The sequence below is a fragment of the Streptomyces sp. NPDC107500 genome (genome assembly GCF_055582785.1).
Genome location: NZ_JBVJPF010000003.1, coordinates 823,891 through 841,239, shown reverse-complemented (window position 1 = coordinate 841,239; position 17,349 = coordinate 823,891). Strand labels below are relative to the sequence as shown.

Sequence of the window (17,349 nt, the reverse complement as noted above, 5' to 3'; positions counted from 1 at the left end):
CCATGACACCGCAGGACCTCGTGATCCGCATGCTGCCCCCCTTCGCGGGCTGGCTGGCGCTCGCCGCGCTCGCCCTGCCCGGCGGCTCCCCGCTGCGCGGCGCGGCCGTCGCCGTCTTCCTGGCCGTCGGTCCCGGCGCCGCCCTGGTCAGAATCTGCGGGCCCGCGCTCCGGGTCCGCCGTGCCGAGGCCCCGGCCGAGCACCGCGACGACGCCTTCGAGCGCCACTCCGACCTGCTGGAACAGCTGGTGCTGGCCGTCCTGCTGAGCGTCAGCGCCGCGATCCTCGTCGCCACGGCGCTGATCGCCACGCACACCCTCAGCGGCGACCGCGTCCTGCTGGCGCTCACCCTGCTGACCACCCTCGCCGCCTTCTGCCCGAGCCTGCGTGCCCTGCCGGCGCCCAGGACGGCGCCGGGCGCCGCACCACCGACACGGAAGGGTTCCACTCTGTGAGGTTCGCCCGTCCCGCTCGCCGCACCACCGCGGACTCGACGACCGGACAGCACCACCGACCAACGCACCCCGCGCGCCCCGGCAGGCGCCGCCTGCTGATCACCTCCGTCACCGCCACCTGCGCGGTCCTGGTCGCGGTGCTCGCCCTGCGCGACGCCTCGGGACCCGCCGACCCGGGATGCCGCCCCACCGCCCTCCTCGAACCGCCCTGCGGCGCCTGGTTCGGCGCGTTCGTGCCGCACGACAAGTCCGACCTGGCCGCGAAGGTACGGGAGTACGAGAAGAACGTCGGCCGTGGGCTCGACATCGTGTACACGTACCACGACATGTCCGCGGTCACGGATACCCGGCTGGAGGGCCAGCTCCTCACCGAGCAGGAACAGCGCGTCGGCGAGGACCGCATGCTGCTGCTGTCCTGGGAGAGCAAGTGGTGGGGTGGCACCAAGGACCAGCAGCCCACCTGGAAGCAGATCGCCGCCGGCGACCTGGACGAGTCCGTGATCGACGTACAGGCGCGGCGCGTCAAGGAGTACGGGCAGCGCACGGGCAAGAAGGTGTTCCTCTCCTTCGACCTGGAGATGGACACCCGCACACCGGACAACGGCACCCCCGCCGACTACGTCCGCGCCTACCGCCACATCCACGACCGCTTCCGCGAACTGGGCGTCGACAACGTGGTGTGGACCTGGATCATCACCGGATACCTGAACCACGGCGACCTGTTCGAGCGGATGTACCCCGGCGACGACTACGTCGACTGGATCGGCTACAACCAGTACAACTACTACCTCTGCCACAAGACCGGCTGGCTCAGTTTCGCGCAGACGCAGTACGCCACCCACGACTGGATCCGCGCCCACATCTCCGACGACAAGCCCCTGATGCTCTCGGAGTTCGGCAGCGCCTCCGACCCGAAGCGCCCGGACCGGCAGGCGGAGTGGTACGCGCAGGTGCCCCGGGTGCTCAAGGACCTGGAGGGCGTCAAGGCTGCCCTCCAGTGGAACTACCGCGACCCGGGACCGCACTGCGACCTGGCCGTGGCGAACGACCAGGCGTGGGACAGCCTGCGGGAGGTGGCCGCCGACCCGCACCTCAACCAGCCGCACGGCTGACCGCCGCCCCGCCGGACGGGCCCTACCCCGCGAACTCGGGGCCCCGCACCATCGCCCGCCCCCGCCGGTACCAGCGCCACGCGACGGTCTTCGGGCCGTCGCGGTAGGGGGCGACGCGGGCGCCGCCGCCCGCCAGCCAGGACTCGACATCGGCGACCGTGTGGCTCCGCCGCACGATCAGCCGGGCGATGCGGTACCGCTCGTCGCGGTCCGAGCTGAGCGCGTGCCGCACGGCCGTCGCCGTCTCGTACCCGGCCCGGGCCGACGACGCCCGCACCTTCGCGCTGTTGTAGCCGTGCGGGTAGGCGAGGTGGCGGACCGGATGCCCGAGGGCGTCCTCAAGGACCGCCTTGGACTCGCGGAGTTCGTGCGCCAGGGCCGTGCCCGACAGGGTGTCGAGCTGCGCGTGCGTGACGGTGTGGCTGCCGATCTCCATGCCGGAACGTTCCAGCCCGGCCACCGCGTCCAGCGTCATCATCGGGGCGGGCGGCAGCAGACTGCGGCCGCCCGGCACGATGGCCCCGGTGGTCAGGTACGCGGTGGCGGGCAGCGCCCGCTGGGCCAGCGCCTCGGCGGTGGGTCCGGGCAGGTCGGCGAAGCCGTCGTCGAAGGTCAGCAGCACCGGCCGGGGCGGCAGGGGCGCCCGCCCGGCGAGATGGTCGGCGAGCGCACTGATCGTGACGGGCGTCCTGCCGCTGTCGACGACGGCGTCCAGCTGTGCGGCGAACTCCTTCGGCGTGACGGTGAACTCGGCGATCCACGACGGCGGGTCCTCCATCACCGCGTGGTACAGGAACACGGGTATGTGCCCGCCGCCCGCTGCCCGGACGCCCTCGCGCGCCCCGTCCGCTCCCGGTGCCCCGGCCCCGCTCACCGCGCCTCGACCCCCGTCGCACGCAGCGCGCGCCGGGCGCGCAGATAGCCGACGGGGCCGTACAGCATGCCCCGGCGCTGCAACCGCGCCAGGCGCCGCGGCCAGGGATGCGTACGGGAGTCGTGCCCGCCCGGCGCCCCCACCGCCTCCGCGCCCTCGCCGGTGGCGCGTACGGCGGTCAGGCGCCGGGCGTGCGCGAGTCCGCCCGGCACCCGGGCGAGGAGGGCCGGCAGCAGCGCCGGCCGGTTCACCAGGATCGCCGTGAGGTACGCGGTGAGGCCGGCGCCGTAGCCGTACGCCTGGGTCTCCAGGTCGTGCCAGGTCTCCCGGTGGTGGTGCCAGACCAGTGCCCGGGGCGTGTAGCGCAGCCGCTGCCCCTGGGCGAGGACGCGGACGAACCCGTAGAGGTCGTCGCCGCCCCGCGCGCGGGTGCCCGCGCCGGTCGCCGGGTCGAAGCCGCCGACCGTCCGCAGCACCGCCGTACGGAAGGCCATGCTGGCGCCCGAGCCGAACCGGCCCGCGGTGAACGGGAACAGCGGCTCGTCGGCGGGCGGGTGCTCCGGGTCGTACGTGCGCGGGACGAAGCCCTTCGCGAAGCCGCCGTGGCTCTCCAAGAGCACCTGGGCGGGGGTGCGCAGCCGCGCGGGCAGGATCAGGCCGGTGGTACAGCCCAGGCGCGGGTCGGCGGCGAACGGCGCGGTCAGTTCGGTGAGCCAGCGCGGGTCGGCGACCACGTCGTCGTCGGTGAAGGCGACCACCTCGCCCCGGACCACCGCGAGGCCCCGGTTGTGCGCGACGGCGAGTCCGGGGACCGGCTCGCACACGTACCGCACCCGCTCGCCGTACTTCCGCTCGACCAGCTCCCGGGTCTCACCGGTCACGGGCGCGTTGTCGACCACGACGATCTCGAAGTCCGGGTGGTCCTGGGCGAGCAGCGAGTCGAGGGCGCGGGCCAGCTGGTCCGCGCGTTCCCGGGTGGCGACCACGACACTGGCGGGCGGCGGCGCGGGCCACGGCTCGGGCGGCGCGCCCCGGGGCAGCTCCCGCGCGAGCCCCGCCAGCACCCGTGTGGGGTCCGCGCCCTCGGGGACCTGCCCGAGCAGCGTGCCCACGGGCACGCCCGCCCGTCTGACCAGCACGAACACCGCGCCGGACGTCACCGGCGGGCTCCCCGGGCCCGGCCGCAGTACCGCCGCCTCCGCCTCCGTCTCCTTCTCCGCCGCGCCGTTGCCGTCGCCGAGATCCAGCTCGGCGACCTGCACCGCCCCGATGCGCAGGAAGTCGTCGATCTCCCGCCGTGTCTCCCGCAATGTCTCCTGCCGCGCACGCCGCACACCGGCCATGCGCCCACCCCCTCGTGGTTGACCTCGTCAGGACCTGCGCAGCCGGGCCGCGCCCCTCAACGTCCGTACCGCGAGCGACGCCAGCCGCGGCCGGTCGCGCACGAAGCCGTGCGCGCGGCGGGCCGGTTCGCGGCCGAGCCAGTGCAGGGCGGTGCCCGCCCCCGGGCGCGTCGCCGCCCCCTCGTACACCGGCAGTTCCCCGGTCTTCAGCGAGTCCTTGTACTCCGCCGGGCCCCGCCCCATGTCCAGCAGTCCGATGCCCTCGGCGGCCGCGGCCTCCGCCATCCGCAGGTGCAGGACGAGACCGGGCGAGTACTTGGCGAAGTCCGGGTCGTACGCCGGGAACCAGCACGCCAGGACCGTCGCCGAACGCAGCCCGAAGTGGGCGGCGACCGGCCGGCCGCCCGCGTAGAGCACGGACAGGGTGCCCGTGCACTCCGGCGCGCGCGTCCGGGCGAGCCTGCCGACGAGCCGGCTGATCCACTCCTGCGCGAACCGGTCCCGGCGTCCCGTCCTGCGGTACTGCGCCGACTTCCACTCCATGAGCGTGCGCAGCGCGGCCGGCTCGCGCTCGTCGAAGACGAAGCGCACGTCGCCGGCCTGGCGGCCCAGCCTGCGCTCCTTGGCGAGCGTGGTCTTCAGGAACTTCGGCGCCTGGGCGCGCAGGACGTTCTCGTACGCCTCGTAGCCCTTCTCCACGTCGATGACGTAGGTGGTGTGCTCCTCGGCGGCGTACCGCACGAACAGCCCCTGCTCGGCCTCCAGGTTGTCGAAGGCGAGGCTCGACAGGGAGCAGGCCCGCAGCAGTCCGCGGGGGTCCGGGGCGAGGCCCTGGCGCAGCACCGCGCCCTGGCAGTCCGACACCCCCAGCCCGATCGCCCGGCCCTGGCCCAGCGGGCCGCGTTCGTGCGGCAGGAATCCGGCCGCCTCGCCGCCGTCGTACAGCACCGCCACCCGCGCCCGCGGCCGGACCCGGCCCACGGCTTCGGTGAACTCCGGTTCCATGAACGGGTTGCGCGGCGCCGTCGACTTGGCGCGTATGTCCCGCCAGTGCTGCCGTTCCCCCTCGCCCAGCTCCTGTGGCCTGAGCACGCGTACGCGTCCGCTGTTCAACCCGACCCCCCGATCAAGTCCCCCCTGGACAACAGGAAGGTACCCCGGGGGCCGACCCGGGGGGTAGGTAGCAGACCATGTTGTTGCCAACCGGTGCACAGGCCTTTAACCGGCTTTAGCCGATGATGTGCCAGGTTTCGGACATGTTCGTGCGTCGTCGTGCGCGTTCGAACGTACTCGCCGCGTCCTCGTTCGGAACCGGTCGCGGGTGAGTCGGACGGGTGTCGCGTCCGTATTCTCTGATCATGGACCGCACCGCATACTCACTCGTCGCCACCGATCTCGACGGCACGCTGCTCCGCGGCGACGACACCGTCTCCGAACGGTCGCTGGCCGCGCTGGCGCGGGTGGCCCGGGCGGGTGCGCGGCACCTGGTGGTGACGGGGCGCCCGGCACCCCGGGTGCGGCCCCTGCTCGACCGCCTCGGGTGCACGGGGCTCGCGGTGTGCGGGCAGGGCGCGCAGGTGTACGACGCCGGCGCGCACCGGATGCTGTGGTCGGTCACCCTGGACCGGGAGCTGGCGGAGACCGCGCTCGGCAAGATCGAGGCCGAGGTGGGCCAGGTGTACGCCGCGGTCGACCAGGACGGCGTCGACGGCCTGACCCTCATCGAGCCCGGGTACCTGATGCCCCACCCCACGCTGCCCGCGGTGCGGGTGGAGCGGCGCGACCAGCTGTGGCGCACCCCGATCAGCAAGGTGCTGCTGCGCCACCCCGACCTGAGCGACGACGAGTTGGCGTCGACCGCGCGGGCGGTGGTCGGCTCCCTCGCGACGGTCACCATGTCGGGGCCCGGCACGGTGGAGCTGCAACCGTGCGGCATCACCAAGGCGACCGGCCTGGCGCTGGCCGCCGAGCACCTGGGGGTGGGCCGGCGGCACACGATCGCCTTCGGCGACATGCCCAACGACATCCCCATGTTCGACTGGGCGGCGCACGGCGTCGCCATGGCCGGTGCCCACCCCGAACTCAAGGCGGTGGCCGACGAGGTCACGACGACGAACGAGGACGACGGCGTGGCCGTCGTCCTCGAACGGGTCTTCTGAACGTCCCGGTGCGGCTCAGTAGGCGCCGAAGACGTTGTCCATCGAGCCGTACCGGTCGGCCGCGTAGTTGCAGGCGGCGGTGATGTTGGCGACCGGGTCGTACGGGTCCCAGGAAGTGCCCTCGACGTGGTACGCCTGGAAGGTCGGGTCGATCACCTGGAGCAGACCCTTGGACGGGGTGCCGTTGATGGCGTTGATGTCCCAGTTGTTGATGGCGAGCGGGTTGCCGGACGACTCCCGCATGATGTTGCGGTGAATGCCCTCGTACGAGCCGGGGATGCCGTGCTGCGCCATGACGTCGAGCGACTCGCGGATCCAGCCGTCGAGGTTGTCCGGGTACGTGGTCGCCGCCGTGGCGGCCGTCTTGGTGGCGGCCGGGGTGGCCGCGGACGCGCCGGTGGCGCCGATGAGCGGCAGGGCGAGCACCGCGACACCGGTGCCGGCCACGGCGAGCCTGCGGGCGATGCGGGTGGTCCGGGCGTGACGGTTCTGACCGTTGGCAGACATCTGTGTCCCTCTCCTGACGCCTGCGAGGTGAGCTGTCGGGTTCGGGCGGGGAGGTGCCCGGCCGCGCCCTGACGGGTACGGCTTCACCCCGAGCCGCTCCGGTGGTGACCGGTGCGGCGACTTACCTGGGTCCCCCGCTCCTGCCGGCGAGTGAGTTGAGTGGATGACTGTGTGTGCGGGCGATGGCAGGATTCGGCGTCCGCCCGACAGGCCGGGAACGTATGCGAGAGCACATGTCCGAAACAAGTGCAGGAATCACCCAACGTCCTGTTGACCTTGGTCTGAGGCGTTTGGGGCTCTTGATCCTTTGCGGTTGCCAAGCCTCAACTGGCTTGCGGCGCAAAGGGAGGGCACAGGTTGCGGCGAGGTTGCCCGAGGGGGCTCCCAAGTGAGCCAACTCACGGGCCTCAACAAGCGCGGCAAAACGGGCATTAGTCCCAACTATGTCCCAACCGGCCCTCGATGCGGTGCGCTTCGCCCGTCCGGTGTTTTCGGCTGCCGGGCGGGCATCCGTTCGGGGCCGGGGAGGCGATATTGGTATCGGGCAATATGTGGTCATATCGACCGATCAAAAACATACCGCTCATGATCCGATACCGCCCGGCCTGTAACGGTGGGCGCTAGCGGTGATCGAAAGGTGACCGGATACGCTGACTCGAGTGGTGGCAGCGACCTATCGACAAACCAGGTAATCGCCAGTGGGCACCAGCAGACAGGAGACCCCTCGTGACCGTCGTCGGGCCGTTCGGGCTGAGCGTGCGGGACCAGGCTCTGGAAGCCGATGTCCAGGCCGGATTGGTCGCGGTCGAGGAAGGGTTGCTTGAGGCAACCAAAAGCGAGGTGCCCTTCATCACGGAGGCCGCCCAGCACCTGGTACGGGCCGGCGGCAAGCGGTTCCGCCCGCTCCTCGTGATGCTCTCGGCCCAGTTCGGCGACCCCTATGCCCCCGGGATCGTGCCCTCGGCCGTGGTGGTGGAGCTGACCCACCTGGCCACGCTGTACCACGACGACGTGATGGACGAGGCCGCCGTGCGGCGCGGGGTCGCCAGCGCCAATGTCCGCTGGGACAACTCGGTCGCGGTCCTGACCGGCGACTTCCTGTTCGCCCGCGCCTCCCAGATCCTCGCCGACCTCGGGCCCGAGGCGGTCCGCGTGCAGGCCCTCGCGTTCGAGCGGCTGGTCACCGGCCAGATCCTGGAGACGGCCGGCCCGCAGGACGGCCGGGACCCCGTCGACCACTACCTCGACGTGCTGGGCGGCAAGACCGGCTCGCTGGTGGCCGTCTCCTGCCGGTTCGGCGCGATGATGTCCGGCGCCGACGAGACGGTGGTGGACGTACTGACCCAGTACGGCGAGCGGCTCGGCGTCGCCTTCCAGCTCGCGGACGACGTCCTGGACATCGCCTCCGACTCCCACGAGTCGGGCAAGACGCCCGGCACGGACCTGCGCGAGGGCATTCCCACCCTGCCGGTGCTCCGGCTGCGCGAGCGCGCGGCCAGGCTGGGCCTCGCCGAGGACGTCGCGCTGAGCGAGCTGCTCGACTCCGACCTGAGCGACGACGCCCGGCACGCCGAGGCGCTGCGCCTGCTGCGCGCCCACCCCGCGCTGGAGCACGCCCGGCGGGACACCGTCTGCTACGCCAGGGAAGCCCGCGCGGCCCTGGCTCCGCTGCGGGAGTGCGAGGCGAAGGCCGCGCTGGTGGAACTGTGCGACGCCGTGGTGCACCGGGCCGGCTGAACCCCGCCCCGCCCGTGCGCGGCGCCACGGGCGGGTGCCCTCCGCCGGCGGGCGGCGTACCCGTCCCCTACGGGGCGGGGGAGGAACCGCCCGTTGGTGTCATCCCGCAGGAGTACGTGGAGTTGAGCCCGCGGTCTGACGATTGCGCTCCGGTGATTTGGTCAGATGGACACCACGGAAACACCAATCCTCACCGATTCGGGTGAGAATGGCGGCTCACGGGTGAACGAGTGCGAGGTCGCGAGACAGCCGCCGCCGACGACGGAGGTAGGGCACAGATGGCACCGATCGATTCCGACGACAACACGACCCCCGGGGCGGGCGAGGAGCTGAGCACCCGACGGCGCAAGGCCGCGCGGTACGTCGTCCCGGTCGCGGTGGTGGGAGTGGCGGCCGCGACGATCGGGCTGGTCCCCGCTCTCGCCGACTCCGGGGACCCCGACCTGCCGAAGGTCACGGCGGAGGAGCTCGTCCAGAAGATCGCCGAGTCGGACGTCCAGCAGCTCTCCGGCACCGTCCGGATCAGCACCGACCTGGGCCTGCCGGACCTCGGCGGCCTGGAGAGCGGCCTGATGTCCGGAATGTCCGGCGATCCGGGCGGGGACGGCAAGGACGGCGGCTCGTCCGCCGACCCCTCGGCCAAGCTCACCCAGCTGGTCTCCGGCTCCCACACCCTGCGCGTCGCGGCCGACGGCCCCGACCGGCAGAAGGTGTCCCTGCTGGAGGACGCCGCCGAGTACAGCCTCATCCACGACGGCAAGGACGTCTGGGGCTACGACAGCAAGTCCAACGAGGTCTACCACTCCACGTCCGACGGCGCGGAGCGGCCGGAGAAGGACGTGCCGGCCACCCCGAAGGACTTCGCCGACCAGGCGCTCAAGGCGATCGACGACACCACGTCCGTGAAGGTCGGCGGCACCGCCCAGGTGGCCGGCCGCGACGCGTACCGGCTCGTCGTCGAGCCCAGGCAGAAGGGTTCCACGGTCGGTGCGATCACCGTCGCCGTGGACGCCGAGACCGGTACCCCGCTGAAGTTCACGCTGACCCCGGCGAGCGGCGGCGCCGCCGTCGTGGACGCGGGCTTCACCAAGGTCAGCTTCGCGAAGCCGGACGCGTCGACGTTCGACTTCACCCCGCCCAGGGGCGCGAAGGTGACCGAGGCCGACGAGAAGGCCGCCAAGGCCCCGGAGCACGGGCGCAAGGCCGAGGGCGACCTCGCCAAGGAGCTGGACGGCCTGAAGGTCATCGGCGAGGGCTGGAACTCGATCGCCGCGTTCGACACCGGCGGCCAGGGCCTGCCCACGGGCGCCGCGGGCGGCGGCGACCTCGGCGGCTTCCTAGGCTCCCTCGGCGACCAGGTCAAGGGCGACTTCGGCTCGGGCACGGTCTTCAAGACCCGCCTGGTCAACGCCCTGATCACCGAGGACGGCAAGGTCTACGCCGGTGCGGTCACCAAGGACGCGCTGGTGAAGGCCGCCGACGCCGCGAAGTAACGGAGCGGCCTTTCCGTACGACAAGAGGCACAGGAGAGGAAGCCGATGGCCGAACCGTCCGTCACGGAGCCGGAGCGGGCGGACGACGCCGTCATCTCCACCCGCGGGCTCACCAAGCGCTACCGCGGCGGACAGCTCGCCGTCGACGGTCTCGACCTGACCGTCCCGGCGGGCAGCGTCTTCGGCTTCCTCGGCCCCAACGGTTCCGGCAAGACCACCACCATCCGCATGCTGATGGGCCTGATCGAACCGACCTCGGGCAGCGCCCGGGTCCTCGGCCGGCCCATGCCGCGCGCGGCCCGCACCGTACTGCCCAGGGTCGGCGCCCTCATCGAGGGCCCGGCCCTGTACGGCTTCCTCTCCGGCCGCGACAACCTCCTGCGCTACGACGCCGCCGACCCGACCGCCGACCCCCGCACCCGGCGCGAGCGCGTCGCGGCGGCGCTGGACCGGGTGGGCCTCGCGGCCGCGTCCGGCAAGAAGGCGAAGGCGTACTCGCTCGGCATGAAGCAGCGGCTCGGCCTCGCCGCCGCACTGCTCCAGCCGCGCCGCCTGCTGGTCCTGGACGAGCCGACCAACGGGCTCGACCCCCAGGGCATGCGCGAGATCCGCGCGCTGGTCCGCGAACTCGCCTCCGACGGCACCACCGTCTTCCTCTCCTCCCACCTGCTGGACGAGATCGAGCAGGTCTGCACGCACGCCGCCGTGATGGCCCAGGGACGCCTGATCACCCAGGGCGCGGTGGCCGACCTGTCGGCCGGGGCGCGCGGCCGGCTGGTGGTGACCACGCCGGACGCGGGCGACGCGGCCCGGGTGCTGAAGGAGCAGGGCGCCGGGGACGTGGTCGTCGCCGAGGACCGGGTGACGGCCGAGCCCCCGGACCGCGACCTGGCCGAGGTCAACGCGGCCCTGGTCGCGGCCCACGTCCGGGTCCGCGGCTTCGCACTGGAACGGGCCTCCCTGGAGGACGCGTTCGTGGCCCTGACCGGAGAGGGATTCGATGTCGCGGGCTGAGACGGGGAACGTGCCGGCGGCGCGGGCGGAGACGCCGGGCGCGGGCGTGGGCGCGGTGCGCACCCCGAATCCGCTGTGGTCCCTCGGACTGCTGCGCAGCGAACTGCTGATCACCTTCCGGCGCTGGCGCACCCTCGCCCTGCTGGGCGTGCTGGCCGCCGTGCCGGTCCTGGTGGGCATCGCGGTGAAGATCGAGACGAGCGACGGGTCGTCGTCGCTCGGTGGCGGCGGAGGGGGTGGCGGCGAGGGCCCGGCCTTCATCTCGCAGATCAGCAACAACGGCCTGTTCCTGGTCTTCACCGCGCTCGCCGCGACCCTGCCGTTCTTCCTGCCGATGGCCGTCGGCGTCGTCGCGGGCGACGCGATCGCCGGCGAGAGCAGTGCGGGCACGCTGCGCTACCTCCTGGTCGCCCCGGCCGGGCGCACCCGGCTGCTGCTCACCAAGTACGCGACGGTGATCGCCTTCTGCCTCGCCGCCACCCTGGTGGTCGCGGTCTCGGCGCTCGCGGTCGGAGCGCTGCTCTTCCCGCTGGGCGACCTGGTCACCATCTCCGGCACCAGGATCGGCTACGCCGAGGGCCTGGGGCGCGCCCTGCTGATCGCCCTGGTGGTGGCCGCCTCACTGGTCGGCGTCGCGGCCCTCGGCCTGTTCGTCTCGACGCTGACGGGCAGTGGCATCGCGGCGATGGCGACCACCGTCGGGCTGCTGATCACGGTCCAGATCCTCGACCAGATCCCCCAGCTGCACGCGCTCCAGCCGTACTTCTTCTCGCACTACTGGCTGTCCTTCGCCGACCTGATGCGCGAACCGGTCTACTGGGACGACCTGGTGAAGAACCTGGGCCTCCAGGCCCTCTACGCGGCGGTCTTCGGGTCGGCGGCGTGGGCGCGGTTCACGTCGAAGGACATCACGGCGTAGGCGCGGGCACGGCCACCTGCTCCTCGTACGGGAACCGGGCGAGCGGCGCCTGGCGCGCGAAGAACGTCTTGGCGCGGGACAGCGCGTCCGTGTCCCGCAGCACGTCACCGGGCCGGCTGCCGTTGCCGAGCAGTACTCCGCCGAAGCGCATGCCCATGTAGGCCGCGGAGTTGCCGAGGGTGCCGACCAGCGGGTCGGCCACCTCCTGCTCCTGGTGCGCCAGCGCGGTGACCCCCCACAGGGTGCGCCCGGCCAGCGTCGCCTTGAAGTCGAGGCCGGGCGTGCGCAGCCAGCCCGACCAGTGGTCGAGGTAGCGCTTGACCGGCGTGGACACCGAGTACCAGTACAGCGGCGACGCGATCACGAGGTCGGTCGCGGCGAGCGTGGCGTCGAGCAGCAGACCGGCGTTGCCCTCGGTGGGGCGCGTGTGGTCGCTGTCGTGCCGCAGGTCCTCGAACTCGGGCAACGGGTGCCGGGCCAGGTCGATCCAGCGCTGCTCGACGTCCGCGGGGAGCTGTTCGGCGGCCCGGCGGGCGAGCAGCTCGGTGTTGCCCTCGGGGCGGCTGCTGCCCAGCAGGAAGAGAAAGCGGCGCGTCATGGCGTCCCCTGGAGTGATCGGCGATGAGTGGATACCAGCACATGCATTATATGCGTACGCATTCACTTGTCCATGCGTGCGCATCTATTTATCGGTATCCAGGGGTGCCGACCGGGTTCAGCGCACCCGCCGCGTGCGGCGGACCAGCGACTCCGTTCCGCGGGGCGGGCCCTCGTGCGTCCCGTCCAGGCGCCAGGCGGGGACCCACGGGACGCGGTGGACGTCCACGGCCGACTCGAGCAGCCGCACCCGCTGGGCGAGCGGCCGGGGAAGCCGCCCGGGCGCGTCCGCGACGAGGACGACGGAGTCGAGCCCGACCCCCGCCGGCACCCGTCCGAGCCGGAACTCCTCCACGGCCCGGCCGACGGCCGTGAGTCCGGCCGCGTGCGTGCGCGCCACCAGCAGCACCGACGACGGGTCGCCGGGGCCGGGCCACCCCCGTCCGCAGTCGTGCCCGCCGAACACCCCGGCGAGCGTCGTCACCCCGGCACCGCCGTGGACGCCGGTCCAGGAGAAGCCCGGCGCTTCGGCGGGTGCGGGGCCGCGCGGCGTTTCGGGGGCGGCCGGCCCCCGGTCGGGCGGCTCGGGCGCCGCCACCGGTCCGCGGATCCATATCTCCGGTCCCTGTCGCATGCCTGACCGCCTGCCCGCTCTCCCCTCGGCTCACGCACCCCGCCCACCGGCCCCGCGCCGACCCGCCGATACACGCGTGACCTCCTGGAACGAGCCTGTGACACCCCGGTGACGTGAGAATCGCGAGCGAGCGGAGAGACTCGACAGCAGGTGCAGGACTGGCATGACAGGCTCTGGACGGCAGGGAACACGGGACCGCCGACGGAAGCCGCCGATGAGTGGGGGAACGATGTCTCGACTCGGTCGCGACAAGCAGCGGGAACACGAGCGCGCCGAGCGCCCGCCGAACCCCGCGGCGACGCCGATCGACGTGTGCGTGCCGGAGGCCGGTTCCGGCACGCCGACCGCCACGATCGACGGTTCGACGGTCGTCGCGGCGCCCGGCGAGGAGATCCAGAACGCCGTCCTGAACCGCCTCCACCGCCTCGCCATCGCCATCGGCCACCCCGTCCTCGCCACGATCCACGACCGGCGCATCGGCTACTCCGTCCCGCTCCGGGTCGACCCGGACGGCTCCAGCCACCTCGCCGCCGACCCGGTGCCGACGGCTCCCGAGGAGGAGGCGGCGACCGGCTGGGACCGGCCCACACACGTCCTCCGGTCGCTGGAGGCCGTACGGGACAGCGCCCCGACGTTCCCGCTCCCGGCGGTGCCCGACGCCGAGCCGACGTCGTCCGGCGACTCCCCGGGCGCCCTGCCCGGGGCGTTCGGCGGTACGGCGCCGGGCACGGTGGCGCCGCCGACGGGGGAGTTCGGACCGCCGCCGCGGATGGAGGGTGCCGGGGGTGCGACGGGGACGGCTCCGTCGGAGGCCGCGGGGCCGTTCGCCGGCGCCGGGTACGCGTCAGGGGGCGCGCCGTCGGGGGCCGCGCCGGTGCCCGGGGCCGCGTCGGAGGCCGAGGCGCCCGTGAGCGGGGTGCCCGTGAGCGAGCCGGACGTGTCCGAGCCGGACGTGTCCGAGCCCGGGGCCCGCCCCGCCGGCGGCCCCCGCCCGTTCGCCGGGCACGAGCCGGTCGCCGACGCGCAGCCGCTCGCCGTGGCCGCGCCGATCGCCGACGCCAAGTCCCTCGCCGAAGCCAAGCCGATCGCCGACGCCAAGCCGATCGCCGATGCCAAGCCGTTCGCCGACCCGGGCTCGTTCTTCGACCCCGACCCCAAGCCGACCCCGGCCCGCGGATTCGACGCCGTGGCCGAGGCCGTGCTCGGGGACGGACCGCTCACCGCGCCCGGCGACTCGACCGTCCCCGCGCTGCTCGCGCAGCCGACCGCGCGGGTCAACGAGGCCGTCAAGGAGGGGCGTACGCAGGAGGCGGCGCTGCTGGCGGAGCAGGCCGTGGCGGAGGCCTCGCAGACGCTGGGGCCGGAGCACCCCGAGGTGCTCCGGCTCCGTGAACTCACCGCATACATCGCCTACTTGTCCGGCGACCCCGACCGTGCCCTCCGCCTCTCCCTGGACCTGGCCCGGATACACCGCCGCGCGGGCGACGCCGAGGCCGCGTACGGCAACGTCCAGAGCGCGGCCACCGCCTGGCGTGCCGTACGCGACCCCGAACGGGGCATGGAGCTGGGGCAGGACCTGGTCGCCCTGTGGGGCGAACTCGCCGCCGAGGGGGGCCCGGCCGCCGAGGACGCCGAGCAACTGGAGTCCGCCCGCACCCGCATGGGCCGCCTCGCCGATCGCGCCCGGGCCCAGGCGGGCTGACTGGGCGGCCCCGCCTCGGAGGGCTGTCCTACTGCGACAGTTCCCAGATCGCGTACGCGATGGCGTCGCCGTTGCGGTTCAGGGCCGTGTCGTTGATGTTGGCGGTCGTGTCGCAGGACGAGTGGTAGCAGCGGTCGAAGGGCTGGCCCGCGGTGCCGCCCCACTTGGCCGCCTGGGCGGACGTCTTGCGGTAGTCGGCGCCGCTGAAGAGGCCGCCGACGGGGACGCCCACGTTCTTGAAGGGCGCGTGGTCGGAGCGGCCGTCGCCCTCGGTCTCGATCTCGGTGGAGACGCCGATCCCCGCGAAGTAGTCCTTGAAGGTCTTCTCGATGGTGGGGTCGTCGTCGTAGACGAAGTAGCCGGGGTTGGGCGAGCCGATCATGTCGAAGTTCAGGTAGCCGCTGATCTTCGCGCGGTCGGCGGAGGAGAGGCGGTTGACGTAGTAGCGGGACCCGACCAGCCCCAGCTCCTCCGCTCCCCACCAGGCGAAGCGCAGGTGCTTGGTGGGCTGGTAGCCGGACCGGGCCACGGTGAGCGCGGTCTCCAGGACGGCCGCGGAGCCGGAGGCGTTGTCGTTGATGCCGGGACCCGAGGTGACGCTGTCCAAGTGTGACCCGGCCATGACAACCTGATTGGCGTCACCGCCGGGCCAGTCGGCTATCAGGTTGTAGCCGGTGCGGCCGGAGGAGGTGAACTGCTGGATGCTGGTGGTGAATCCGGCGGCGTCCAGCTTGGCCTTCACGTAGTCGAGCGAGGCCTTGTAGCCGGGGCGGCCGTGGGCGCGGTTGCCGCCGTTCGCCGTGGCTATCGACTGGAGCTGGGTGAGGTGGGCCTTGACGTTGGCTATCGGCAGGTCGGGCGCGGCGGCGACGGCCGCCGATCCAGAGGCGGGGCCGGACCGCTCGGCGGCGGAGGCCGCGCCGGCCACGGTACCGCCGGCCGCCAGTGTGACGACGGCGACGGCACCGGCCGTCAGCGCACGCCCGGAGAAGGGGAGCTTCATGTGGGGGGCTCCGAATTCCTAGGGAGTCCCTGGGGAGGGAACTCCACAGTGGATGGGGTGCCTGGATGGTGTGGCCGGGACTGACCGCCCGTCAAGACCGCTATTCGGCCATGGCGTCGCGGATATCGGAAGTTCCACCCCCGCCGGTACGCGGCCCCTCGTCCATCCGGGCGGCGCGCACTCGGACAGGCCCCTAGTGAACGCAGAACTCGTTCCCCTCGGGGTCCGCCATCACCACCCACTCCCCGCCCTGCTCCCTCACCCGCCGCAGCACGCTCGCCCCCAGCGCCTCCAGCCGGCCGGTCTCCGCCTCGCGTTCCCCTTCCCGGGAGTGCACGTCGAGGTGGACGCGGTTCTTGCCGGTCTTGGCCTCCGGCACGCGCTGGAACAGCAGCCGCCGCCCCAGTCCCGTCCCGCTCTCCTCGTCGTAGGGGTCGTCGGGGTGCCGTACGGCCACCAGGTCCCGCCAGGCGCGGCGCCCGTGGGATTCCAGGGTCAGCTCCTCCGGTACGGCCCCGAGGCCCAGCAGTTTCCCGATGAGCGCGCTGTTGTCCTCCACCTCGTAGTGCAGGGCGGCGGCCCAGAAGTCCGCCTGCGCGTGCGGGGCGGCGGCGTCGATGACGATCTTGAAATGCAGGGGGGCGGGTCGTGGTGTCGAGGTCATGGACCAGTCATATGGGTTACGTGACCGAGCGGGCAACGGAATCGCCGGAGTCCCGCGCCGCTTCGCTCTCCTTGACCGGCGGTACGCCCGCGCCCGTCCGGGCCAGCTGCTCCCTGAGTGCCCGCGCGGTCCGGCGGGCCGTGCGCAGCGCGTCCCAGGTGAGCAGCGTCAGGGCCAGCCAGACCAGGGCGAAACCGGCCCAGCGTTCGGGCGGCATGGCCTCGTGGAAGTAGAGGACCCCGAGGGCGAACTGGAAGACCGGCGCCAGGTACTGCAACAGCCCAAGCGTGGACAGCGGCACGCGGATCGCGGCCGCGCCGAAGCAGACCAGCGGGATCGCGGTGACCAGGCCGGTCGCGGCCAGCAGCGCCGAGTGCCCGAAGCCCTCGGTGGTGAAGGTCGACTCGCCCTGCGCCGACAGCCACACCACGTAGCCGAGCGCGGGCAGGAACTGGATCGCCGTCTCGGCGGCCAGCGACTCCACGCCCCCGAGGTTGACCTTCTTCTTCACCAGGCCGTACGTGGCGAAGGAGAGGGCGAGGCAGAGGGAGATCCACGGCGGCTGTCCGTAGCCGACGGCGAGGACCAGGACGGCGGCGAAGCCGGTGCCGACCGCCGCCCACTGCGCGGGCCGCAGCCGCTCCTTGAGCAGCAGCACGCCCATCGCGATGGTGACCAGCGGGTTGATGAAGTACCCGAGCGAGGCCTCGACGACATGGCCGCTGTTCACGGCCCAGATGTAGACGCCCCAGTTGACGGTGATGACCGCGGCGGCCACGGTGACCAGGCCGAGCCTGCGCGGCTGCCGCAGCAGCTCACCGGCCCAGGCCCAGCGCCGTACGAAGAACAGTGCGACGGCGACGAAGACGAGGGACCACACCATGCGGTGGGCGAGGATCTCCCCGGCCCCGGCGGGCTTGAGCAACGGCCAGAACAGCGGGACGAGCCCCCACAGCCCGTAAGCCGCGAAGCCGTTCAGCAGACCTATGCGCTGCTCACTCCTGGACGACTCGGCCACGGGCACCTCCTTCTCGCAATCGGCATGCCGGGACGGATGCATGCCACGACGAAAGGTAGCGCCGCACCCGGCCGCCTGTCATGCCCGTATCGCCATACGGTCATGACAGGCGGGGTGT

General features: G+C 72.8%; 17 protein-coding genes and 1 riboswitch. Of the genes, 8 read left to right on the top strand and 9 right to left on the bottom strand.

Features of this window, described 5'->3' with window-relative positions; all coding sequences use genetic code 11:
* Window positions 1-2: 2 nt before the first annotated feature.
* Window positions 3-455 (top strand): hypothetical protein, encoded by a 453-nt coding sequence (locus ACZ67M_RS15505; RefSeq protein WP_469851170.1) that lies wholly within the window; start codon window positions 3-5, stop codon window positions 453-455.
* On the top strand, window positions 452-1,567 hold the full coding sequence (locus tag ACZ67M_RS15500) for a glycosyl hydrolase (protein ID WP_469851168.1): 1,116 nt from the start codon (window positions 452-454) through the stop codon (window positions 1,565-1,567). Before ACZ67M_RS15505 ends, ACZ67M_RS15500 begins: the two co-directional genes overlap by 4 nt.
* Before the next feature lie 22 nt (window positions 1,568-1,589).
* On the opposite strand, the gene ACZ67M_RS15495 is transcribed toward ACZ67M_RS15500, so the two are convergent.
* The 3 genes from ACZ67M_RS15495 to ACZ67M_RS15485 all read right to left on the bottom strand — a co-directional run bounded on the left by ACZ67M_RS15495 (window position 1,590) and on the right by ACZ67M_RS15485 (window position 4,876).
* Window positions 1,590-2,345: a polysaccharide deacetylase family protein gene (locus ACZ67M_RS15495; protein WP_392234877.1), complete on the bottom strand. Its 756-nt coding sequence runs from the start codon at window positions 2,343-2,345 to the stop codon at window positions 1,590-1,592.
* Between the two features lie 92 nt (window positions 2,346-2,437).
* Window positions 2,438-3,784, bottom strand: coding sequence for a glycosyltransferase family 2 protein (locus ACZ67M_RS15490; protein ID WP_469851166.1), 1,347 nt, complete (start codon window positions 3,782-3,784; stop codon window positions 2,438-2,440).
* A gap of 27 nt (window positions 3,785-3,811) precedes the next feature.
* Entirely contained in the window at window positions 3,812-4,876 is a 1,065-nt protein-coding gene (locus tag ACZ67M_RS15485; protein WP_469851164.1) for a GNAT family N-acetyltransferase, read from the bottom strand.
* Between the two features lie 266 nt (window positions 4,877-5,142).
* Between ACZ67M_RS15485 and ACZ67M_RS15480 the strand changes: the two genes are divergently transcribed.
* Window positions 5,143-5,943 carry an HAD family hydrolase gene (locus ACZ67M_RS15480; RefSeq protein ID WP_125495152.1) on the top strand — a complete coding sequence of 267 codons (801 nt, stop codon included), beginning with the start codon at window positions 5,143-5,145 and terminating at the stop codon, window positions 5,941-5,943.
* A 15-nt stretch (window positions 5,944-5,958) separates the two neighbouring features.
* Here ACZ67M_RS15480 and ACZ67M_RS15475 read toward each other — a convergent pair whose 3' ends face one another.
* Window positions 5,959-6,450, bottom strand: a complete 492-nt coding sequence (locus ACZ67M_RS15475; RefSeq protein WP_122615695.1) for a transglycosylase SLT domain-containing protein — start codon at window positions 6,448-6,450, stop codon at window positions 5,959-5,961.
* A gap of 3 nt (window positions 6,451-6,453) precedes the next feature.
* Window positions 6,454-6,609: riboswitch (cyclic di-AMP (ydaO/yuaA leader) on the bottom strand.
* 567 nt (window positions 6,610-7,176) lie between these two features.
* Between ACZ67M_RS15475 and ACZ67M_RS15470 the strand changes: the two genes are divergently transcribed.
* The 4 genes from ACZ67M_RS15470 to ACZ67M_RS15455 all read left to right on the top strand — a co-directional run bounded on the left by ACZ67M_RS15470 (window position 7,177) and on the right by ACZ67M_RS15455 (window position 11,613).
* Entirely contained in the window at window positions 7,177-8,187 is a 1,011-nt protein-coding gene (locus tag ACZ67M_RS15470) for a polyprenyl synthetase family protein (RefSeq protein WP_469851162.1), read from the top strand.
* Between the two features lie 278 nt (window positions 8,188-8,465).
* Window positions 8,466-9,680: a LolA family protein gene (locus ACZ67M_RS15465; RefSeq protein WP_469851160.1), complete on the top strand. Its 1,215-nt coding sequence runs from the start codon at window positions 8,466-8,468 to the stop codon at window positions 9,678-9,680.
* A gap of 45 nt (window positions 9,681-9,725) precedes the next feature.
* Window positions 9,726-10,694: an ABC transporter ATP-binding protein gene (locus ACZ67M_RS15460; RefSeq protein WP_361353058.1), complete on the top strand. Its 969-nt coding sequence runs from the start codon at window positions 9,726-9,728 to the stop codon at window positions 10,692-10,694.
* Window positions 10,681-11,613, top strand: coding sequence for an ABC transporter permease (locus ACZ67M_RS15455; RefSeq protein ID WP_385794414.1), 933 nt, complete (start codon window positions 10,681-10,683; stop codon window positions 11,611-11,613). Before ACZ67M_RS15460 ends, ACZ67M_RS15455 begins: the two co-directional genes overlap by 14 nt.
* On the opposite strand, the gene ACZ67M_RS15450 is transcribed toward ACZ67M_RS15455, so the two are convergent.
* Complete coding sequence (locus ACZ67M_RS15450; RefSeq protein WP_361353053.1) at window positions 11,603-12,211, bottom strand: flavodoxin family protein; 609 nt, start codon at window positions 12,209-12,211, stop codon at window positions 11,603-11,605. The genes ACZ67M_RS15455 and ACZ67M_RS15450 overlap by 11 nt on opposite strands.
* A 117-nt stretch (window positions 12,212-12,328) precedes the next feature.
* Window positions 12,329-12,844 carry a hypothetical protein gene (locus tag ACZ67M_RS15445; RefSeq protein ID WP_361353050.1) on the bottom strand — a complete coding sequence of 172 codons (516 nt, stop codon included), beginning with the start codon at window positions 12,842-12,844 and terminating at the stop codon, window positions 12,329-12,331.
* Between the two features lie 229 nt (window positions 12,845-13,073).
* Here ACZ67M_RS15445 and ACZ67M_RS15440 point away from each other — a divergent pair, with 229 nt between their 5' ends.
* Window positions 13,074-14,546 carry a tetratricopeptide repeat protein gene (locus ACZ67M_RS15440; RefSeq protein WP_469851157.1) on the top strand — a complete coding sequence of 491 codons (1,473 nt, stop codon included), beginning with the start codon at window positions 13,074-13,076 and terminating at the stop codon, window positions 14,544-14,546.
* Window positions 14,547-14,574: 28 nt separating this feature from the next.
* Here ACZ67M_RS15440 and ACZ67M_RS15435 read toward each other — a convergent pair whose 3' ends face one another.
* From ACZ67M_RS15435 to rarD, 3 genes are all read right to left on the bottom strand, one after another.
* A complete protein-coding gene (locus ACZ67M_RS15435) occupies window positions 14,575-15,549 on the bottom strand; it encodes a M28 family metallopeptidase (protein ID WP_469851155.1) in 975 nt (324 codons plus the stop codon).
* 193 nt (window positions 15,550-15,742) lie between these two features.
* Window positions 15,743-16,213, bottom strand: coding sequence for a VOC family protein (locus ACZ67M_RS15430; RefSeq protein ID WP_385794424.1), 471 nt, complete (start codon window positions 16,211-16,213; stop codon window positions 15,743-15,745).
* 16 nt (window positions 16,214-16,229) lie between these two features.
* Window positions 16,230-17,231: an EamA family transporter RarD gene (gene rarD / locus ACZ67M_RS15425; protein WP_469851153.1), complete on the bottom strand. Its 1,002-nt coding sequence runs from the start codon at window positions 17,229-17,231 to the stop codon at window positions 16,230-16,232.
* Window positions 17,232-17,349 lie beyond the last annotated feature (118 nt).